Raw genomic sequence first — 5,100 nt, 5'->3', positions numbered from 1 at the left:
GGACTGACTGGTGCGGTCAAGAAGACTCGAACTTCCACGGGCTTTCGCCCACAACGACCTCAACGTTGCGCGTCTACCAATTCCGCCATGACCGCACTGATCAACAAGGGGGATGCCTGCGCATGCCCCGGCTTGGCAGGCCGCGCCACTAGCAAAGCGCGGGTGGCTTAGCAACCGCGATTATGCAGCGTGCATGCGGATGTGAGAGCAACCTCACACCGCGTCGCGCGGGCAGGATCAACGGGCGCTGGCCCAGGCGATTTCCGCGCTCGCCGCAGAGCGCGGCACATCGGCCATCGCCTGCCGAAAATCGGCGGTTTCGCCGGGTTCAAGTGAGTCCACCGGCGGGTTGATGATCCAGCTGAACACAACACGGTTCTGCGCATCGCGCAGTACCACCAGCATCGGCGGGACCTTCTGGGTGCGCTGCGAAAGATTGCGGATCGTGCCCGAGGCGGAAAAATATTCGGTGCCATTGTCGAGCGTACGCCGCTCCTGCTGCGCGGGCGGGAAATCGATGTGCAGGTCAGGTTCAACCTCGGCAAAGGGCAGGGTATATTCTCCAATCGCACCGGGCAGGCCAAAGGTGTAGATCGCGGCGGCCGCGCCCGATGCCAGCAACGCAAAGCCGATCGCCACCCACATCCAGATTCGCGCCGGATTGCGGCGGGGTCGAAACGGCGGCTCGTGCTCGAAACTGCTGGGCCGCTCGGCCACCGCGTCATCGGTATAGACCGCTGTCGGCGCCGGCACATGAACCGGTGGTCGGGCCAGCGGCGAGAACGCTGGCGCTGGGCTCGCCGCCGGATCGCCGAAAGACGGCGATTTGCTTGAAGGTTCTGCAGTTTCGTCTGCCGCAGGTGCACCTGGTGCCGCTTCGGTCCGCCTAGGCGCTGATACACCGACATCATCCGCAGCGGGCGAGGGAGCGTTCACAACCGGTCGCGCAGGCGTGGGTGGCTCGGCAGCAACAACGCCATGCGCCGCAGCCGTCGCTTCAGCCATTTCGGGACCGTGCTGAAACCAGCTGTTGCCGCATTTGGCACATCTGACCGAGCGGCCATCGAGACCGATGGCGCTGTCTGGCACCGCGTAGCGGGTGTTGCACGCTGGGCACGCAATAATCATGACGTTTCTAACCACGCTGCGCGAACGCCCGCAAGTGCCTTGACGGGGCGCAAGCTGCATCTGCGGCCTTTTTCCACTGGAGTTTCGGCGCTATAGCCGGTGGCCACAGGGTTGGCGGCTATTGCCCGTGCGCCAGCCAAAGCAGACGGAAACACTTTATGCCTGCCAGCGACGCGTCTTTCGTGCACGGTCAGGGCAGCTGCGACCAAAGCACCGCCATGTACGGGGCCATCGTCGCTCATGGATAGCGCCGCCGATGGATAGCATCGTCCAGTTTGAGAATGTGGGCCTGCGCTACGGCACCGGCCCCGAAGCGCTGGCTGACATCAGCTTCACGCTGTTTGCCGGCCAGTTCTATTTCCTCACCGGTGCGTCGGGCGCGGGCAAGTCATCGTTGCTGCGGCTGCTCTATCTGGCGCAACGGCCCAGTCGCGGGCTGATCCGCCTGTTCAACACTGACGCGGTCACCCTGTCGCGCGATCGGCTGCCGGGCTTTCGCCGCCGGATCGGCGTGGTGTTTCAGGATTTCCGGCTGGTCCCGCACCTCTCGGCGTTTGACAATATCGCGCTGCCACTTCGCATCGGCGGGATGCGCGAGGCCGATATCGAAAAGCCGGTGCGCGAGATACTCGACTGGGTGAAGCTCGCCGAGCGCGCCGACGCACTGCCCGCGACGCTTTCGGGCGGAGAGCAGCAGCGTGTCGCCATCGCCCGCGCGGTGATCACCCGGCCCGAAATCCTGATCGCCGATGAACCGACCGGCAACGTCGACCCTGAAATGGCGGTGCGGTTGCTGCGTCTGTTTGAGGCGCTCAATCGGATGGGCACGACGATCGTGGTCGCCACCCACGACATCCACCTGATGACCCGCATCAAGCGCGCGCAGATGATGCGGCTTGAAAACGGCCGCCTGTCCGACCCCACCGGCGCCTTGCGCTATCCGCCGCGTCCGTCCGATTCTGGCGGCTGGCAGCAGGGCGAACCCACTTGATCGGGGCGTTCTTCCCTTCCCGGCAGGACCGTCGGCTGATCCCCCAGGCGCGGCTGACCGGGCCGATGCCGTGGGTGATTACGGTGATGATGTTCCTGACCATATTGGCGGCAGCGGCGGGTCTGGCGCTGGGCGCTGCGTCTGACAAGGTCAACGCAGACCTTGCCGGACGCGCGACGGTGCAGATTGTCACCGCCGATGCCGATGCCCGGCGCCAGCAGAGCGATGCCGCCGAGCTGGTGTTGCGCGCCGACCCGGCGGTCACCGCAATCACCCCGGTCGCCGATGCCGAACTGCGCGATCTGCTTGCCCCCTGGCTGGGCAGCGGCGCGGCCAATCGCGACATTCCGCTGCCGGTGCTGATCGATGTCGATTTTCGCGGGCGTGCTGATACCGCGACACTGGCGCGATTGCGCGGTGCGCTTGCACAAACCGCGCCCGATGCGCGGATCGACCCACACGGCCAGTGGTTGCGCCCCGTCTTCGATCTGCTGGCGATGCTGCGCTGGCTGGCGCTGGCGCTGGTCGTGATGCTGCTGCTGGCGAGCACCGCCGCAGTGGTGCTGTCGGCGCGCAGCAGCTTTGAGAGCCATGCCGATACGATTGATGTGCTGCATCTGCTGGGCAGCACGAACCAGCAGATCGCCCGCCTGTTCCAGCGGCGGATTGCGCTCGATGCCGCGATGGGCGCAGCAATGGGCACGCTTGCCGCCGTCGCGGTGCTGCTGCTGCTTGGCCGTGCCGCTGCCCAGCTCGATTCAGGGCTGGTTGCTGCCGGAACCCTTGCCTGGCAAGACTGGGCACTGCTTGCACTTGTGCCGATTGGCGGTATTGCACTGGCGGTGCTCACCGCGCGGGTGACGGTGTTGCGCGCGCTCAGGAACAAATTGTGATCGTTCGCTTGTTCTCGTCACTATTGCTGCTGTGGATTTTGGGCTTTGCCTGGTTTGCGCTGCTGCTGCCGCAGCCATTGGGCCCGGTCAAGACCGATGCCGTGGTGGTGCCGACCGGCGGCCCTTACCGGATCAATCGGGGGCTTGAGGCGCTGGAAAACAAATGGGCCGAACGCATGCTGATTTCGGGCGTGGACCGCGATGTCCGCCCGGTGGAACTGATGGCCGAATATCCCGATGCGGTCGCGTTGTTTGATTGCTGCGTTGATCTGGGCTTTCGCGCGGTCGATACCCGGTCAAACGGTCTGGAAACTGCGCGCTGGGTGGCGCAGCGCAAAGCCAAGTCGATCCGGCTGGTGACCACCGACTGGCATATGCGCCGCGCGCAATATGAGCTTAAGCGCGCGCTGCCCGACGATATCGTGATCGAGGTTGATGCGGTCGCCAGCCGTCCCAGCCTGCTGACATTGTGGCGCGAGTATAACAAGCTGGTACTGCGCATGGGCGCCGGATTGGTCGGCGTCTGATGCCGATGAACGCCCAGCCCCTGGCCTTCCTGCGCACGATCCTGTTCGGCCTGTTTTTCTACGGCGGGTCGGTGCCCATCGTGATCGTCGCGTTCATCATCCTGCCGTTTTCACAGTTCCGCCTGCAATCGATGGCGCGCGGTTGGGGCGGCTATCACTATCTGTGCGCGCGCTACATTCTGGGGATCAGGGTGCGGATCGAGGGCGATATTCCTGAGCAGCAAGTTCTGCTGGCGATCAAGCACGAGAGCTTCTTTGAGACCATCGAATTGCTGCGCATCTTCAACCGCCCCGCCGTGGTCGCCAAGAAAGAGTTGTCGCGCATCCCGCTGTGGAGCCAGATCGCCCGCACCTATGGCATGATCTTCATTGATCGCGATGGTGGCGCGGCGGCGCTGCGCAAACTGATGGGCGAGGTGCGCCACTTTGTTGGGCAGGGCCGCTCGATCGTCATCTACCCTGAAGGCGGCAGCATCCCGCCTGGCGAGCAGCCCGCGCTGCAGGCGGGCTTTGCCGGGCTGTACAAGCTGGCCAAGCTGCCGGTGGTACCCATCGCGCTCAACAGCGGCACGGTCTATCCGCGGCGCGGGTTTGTCAAATATGCAGGCGTGGTCACCTACAAGATCGGCGATTTCATTCCGGCTGGGCTGGGCCGCGAAGAAATCGAGGCCAGGGTGCACACGGCGATCAATGTGCTGAATGGACCGGAGCGCAAGCTATCGACGTGATTCTAACCTATTGATTTATAAGCCTAATCAGATGATTTCGCCCGACAGCCGCTGGCAGATCAGATCGAGTTGATCAAGGCTGCCATAGCGCACCGTCACCATGCCGCTGCGCTGATTGGCGTCGGGGGCGATTCTAATCTTGAGGCCGAGCAAGTCCTCAAGGTGCCGCTCGACCGCTGCGATGTCTTCATTGACATTGGCTGTAGGGGATGCGCCACGCTTGCGCTCAACCGTGCTGCGCTGGGCATCGCTGCGCGCCTTGCGGACGAGCTTTTCGACCTCGCGCACCGAGAGGCTGCGGTCCACCACCTCGGCGGCAATCGCCTCGGCATCGGGCACGTTGATCAGTGCACGCGCATGGCCCATGCTGAGCCGTCCATCGGCCACCATCTTGAGCACCGGCTGCGGCAGTGCGAGCAGCCGCATCAGATTGGCGATGTGGCTGCGCGACTTGTCCACCATGCGCGCGACCTCGACCGCGCTATAGCCCTGATCGCTCACCAGCCGCTGATAGGCCTCGGCCTCCTCGACCGGATTCAGGTCTTCGCGCTGGATATTCTCGATCAGCGCCAGCGCAAAGGTATCGGCATCGCTGAGTTCGCGGATGATCGCGGGGATTTCATGCAGCCGCGCACGCTGTGCGGCGCGCCAGCGGCGCTCGCCCGCGACAAGCTCATAGCCACCCGCAGGCCGGGGCCGCACAATGATTGGCTGGATCACCCCGCGCTGGGCGATGCTGCGCGCCAGATCATCAAGCGCTTCTTCATCAAACCAGCGGCGCGGCTGGCCGGGGTGCGGGCGGATCTCCGACAGCGGCAGCGTGCGCAGCCCGG

6 protein-coding genes and 1 tRNA gene are annotated in these 5,100 nt (G+C 64.4%); 4 read left to right on the top strand and 3 right to left on the bottom strand.

Features of this window, described 5'->3' with window-relative positions; all coding sequences use genetic code 11:
* Nucleotides 1-8: 8 nt before the first annotated feature.
* Nucleotides 9-95, bottom strand: a tRNA-Leu gene (locus ACEW8G_RS08090).
* Nucleotides 96-237: 142 nt separating this feature from the next.
* Nucleotides 238-1,128 carry an MJ0042-type zinc finger domain-containing protein gene (locus ACEW8G_RS08085; protein ID WP_373487918.1) on the bottom strand — a complete coding sequence of 297 codons (891 nt, stop codon included), beginning with the start codon at nucleotides 1,126-1,128 and terminating at the stop codon, nucleotides 238-240.
* Between the two features lie 256 nt (nucleotides 1,129-1,384).
* Here ACEW8G_RS08085 and ftsE point away from each other — a divergent pair, with 256 nt between their 5' ends.
* Genes ftsE through ACEW8G_RS08065 form a run of 4 tightly spaced genes read left to right on the top strand, consistent with a single transcriptional unit; the run spans nucleotide 1,385 to nucleotide 4,267 of the window.
* Nucleotides 1,385-2,119, top strand: a complete 735-nt coding sequence (gene ftsE, locus ACEW8G_RS08080; protein WP_373487917.1) for a cell division ATP-binding protein FtsE — start codon at nucleotides 1,385-1,387, stop codon at nucleotides 2,117-2,119.
* Nucleotides 2,116-3,012 (top strand): cell division protein FtsX, encoded by an 897-nt coding sequence (locus ACEW8G_RS08075; RefSeq protein WP_373487916.1) that lies wholly within the window; start codon nucleotides 2,116-2,118, stop codon nucleotides 3,010-3,012. The genes ftsE and ACEW8G_RS08075 overlap by 4 nt, the downstream gene beginning before the upstream one ends.
* Nucleotides 3,009-3,539, top strand: coding sequence for a YdcF family protein (locus tag ACEW8G_RS08070; protein ID WP_373487915.1), 531 nt, complete (start codon nucleotides 3,009-3,011; stop codon nucleotides 3,537-3,539). The genes ACEW8G_RS08075 and ACEW8G_RS08070 overlap by 4 nt, the downstream gene beginning before the upstream one ends.
* Before the next feature lie 5 nt (nucleotides 3,540-3,544).
* Nucleotides 3,545-4,267 carry a lysophospholipid acyltransferase family protein gene (locus ACEW8G_RS08065; protein ID WP_373487914.1) on the top strand — a complete coding sequence of 241 codons (723 nt, stop codon included), beginning with the start codon at nucleotides 3,545-3,547 and terminating at the stop codon, nucleotides 4,265-4,267.
* Nucleotides 4,268-4,294: 27 nt separating this feature from the next.
* On the opposite strand, the gene ACEW8G_RS08060 is transcribed toward ACEW8G_RS08065, so the two are convergent.
* On the bottom strand, nucleotides 4,295-5,100 hold an 806-nt coding region (locus tag ACEW8G_RS08060), incomplete at its 5' end, for a ParB/RepB/Spo0J family partition protein (RefSeq protein ID WP_373487913.1).

The sequence above is a fragment of the Blastomonas sp. genome (genome assembly GCF_041747255.1).
Taxonomy (GTDB): Bacteria; Pseudomonadota; Alphaproteobacteria; order Sphingomonadales; family Sphingomonadaceae; genus Blastomonas.
This window is presented reverse-complemented; position numbering and strand designations above follow the sequence as displayed.

Excerpts from the sequence above, each read along its gene's own strand:
- ftsE (WP_373487917.1), top strand. The coding sequence starts at position 1,385 with ATGGATAGCATCGTCCAGTTTGAGAATGTGGGCCTGCGCTACGGCACC.
- ACEW8G_RS08065 (WP_373487914.1), top strand. The coding sequence starts at position 3,545 with ATGAACGCCCAGCCCCTGGCCTTCCTGCGCACGATCCTGTTCGGCCTG.
- ACEW8G_RS08085 (WP_373487918.1), bottom strand. The coding sequence starts at position 1,128 with ATGATTATTGCGTGCCCAGCGTGCAACACCCGCTACGCGGTGCCAGAC.